Below are 1,313 nucleotides of genomic sequence, written 5' to 3' on the forward strand. Positions count from 1 at the left end.
ATGAGCGATTTCGATATCGAGGCGATCCGCGCCGAAGTCCGCGCGATGGATTTCGCGCGCGGCACGCCCGCAGAAGTCGCCATGTGGCGCGAGGACATGGCGGAATCTCGCGCCAACCTCGTGATCGAGGACATGATCCCGACGCCGAACGATGATGCGTTTTTCGATATGCTGCTGAATGAAGGGGCGTCCCCTCCCCTCGTGTCGCAAATCCTGCTCCGGCTGCTCGATCATCCCGACGCCGATCGCACCTTGCCGGTCACGCCAGCGGCGATCAGGGCGACAGCCTGACGGCCGCCAGGGGCGCACCGTCGAAACCCGCCATCGTCGCGTCATGGGATCAGCTTATATAGGGATACCAGGAGAACGATCGATGCGCTCCATCAACCCCTTGTTCGAGGATGCGGTGATCGACTGCGTGGCGACCGACCGCGAACCGACCGTCCAGGAGCTGTTCCACGTCGCGCAGCGGATTTGGGCGGAAGGTGCGGCCAATCGTTCGGTGTTCCGCTGGGATTGCCTCCCGCCCACCGATACCGAAAAGCTCCTCGCCCTGCGCGCCGCGCAAGCTGCCCTGTCCGGGTCGGTCGCGCACGACACGCCCCGCCGCTAACCGCGTCAGGCGGAAAGCTTGTCCTTCAGCGCCTTGGCGGGCGTGAACACGGCCTTGGTCGAGGCCGCGATCTGCATAGGCTCGCCGGTGCGCGGATTGCGGCCGGTCCGGGCGGTTGTGGCCTTGCTCGCAAACTTGCCGAACCCCGGCAGCGTCACGTCCTCGCCGCGCGCGACCGCATCGCCGATGGCCCCGAACACGCGATCGAGCAGCGTCCGTGCCTTGACCATGCTCATGCCGCTTTCCGCCGCAACATTCTTCGCCAGATCGTCCAGCTTCATCAGGCTTTCCCTCCCTTGTCGCAGATGGGATAGCCCCTCCATCGACACGCGCAAGATCAGCGATACGACGCTGCAGCACCTCGCGCGGCACCGGGTGAACATCGCGCCGGCCCCTCGGAAGGCGTCAGCGCCTACGTCATCGCGCGGTGGCTCGCCACGCTCGACGAAATCATGCGGATGCCGCCCGACCAGCTCCTGTTGCTGCGCCAGGGCGAACACTTGCTCGCGGTCGAGAAAATCCGCTTCTACGACCAGCGCGAGTTCGCGGGCCTGGTTGATCCGGCGCGATTTAAGCCCCGCTGGCGACAGTCGACGCGATCAGCACCTCGAATACGTCGAAGGCCCCTTTTCTGCCCTCACGGCGCTCCTGACGGCCGCAGGAGGGCGCTTCCGTCGCCACCTCGCCCACCTTCTCCCCG

The 1,313-nt window shown here is 65.9% G+C and carries 3 protein-coding genes; 2 read left to right on the forward strand and 1 reads right to left on the reverse strand.

Annotated elements, in window-relative coordinates:
• A partial coding sequence (locus tag AX709_RS18920; RefSeq protein ID WP_066489036.1) for a hypothetical protein occupies positions 1-291 on the forward strand: 291 nt, incomplete at its 5' end.
• An 82-nt stretch (positions 292-373) separates the two neighbouring features.
• On the forward strand, positions 374-613 hold the full coding sequence (locus tag AX709_RS09370; protein ID WP_066489033.1) for a hypothetical protein: 240 nt from the start codon (positions 374-376) through the stop codon (positions 611-613).
• A 5-nt stretch (positions 614-618) separates the two neighbouring features.
• On the opposite strand, the gene AX709_RS09375 is transcribed toward AX709_RS09370, so the two are convergent.
• Complete coding sequence (locus AX709_RS09375; protein ID WP_066489040.1) at positions 619-894, reverse strand: HU family DNA-binding protein; 276 nt, start codon at positions 892-894, stop codon at positions 619-621.
• Positions 895-1,313: the final 419 nt, after the last annotated feature.

This window comes from Sphingomonas sp. CCH15-F11, assembly GCF_001557005.1.
Taxonomy (GTDB): Bacteria; Pseudomonadota; Alphaproteobacteria; order Sphingomonadales; family Sphingomonadaceae; genus Sphingomonas.

Excerpts from the sequence above, each read along its gene's own strand:
- AX709_RS09370 (WP_066489033.1), top strand. The coding sequence starts at position 374 with ATGCGCTCCATCAACCCCTTGTTCGAGGATGCGGTGATCGACTGCGTG.
- AX709_RS09375 (WP_066489040.1), bottom strand. The coding sequence starts at position 894 with ATGAAGCTGGACGATCTGGCGAAGAATGTTGCGGCGGAAAGCGGCATG.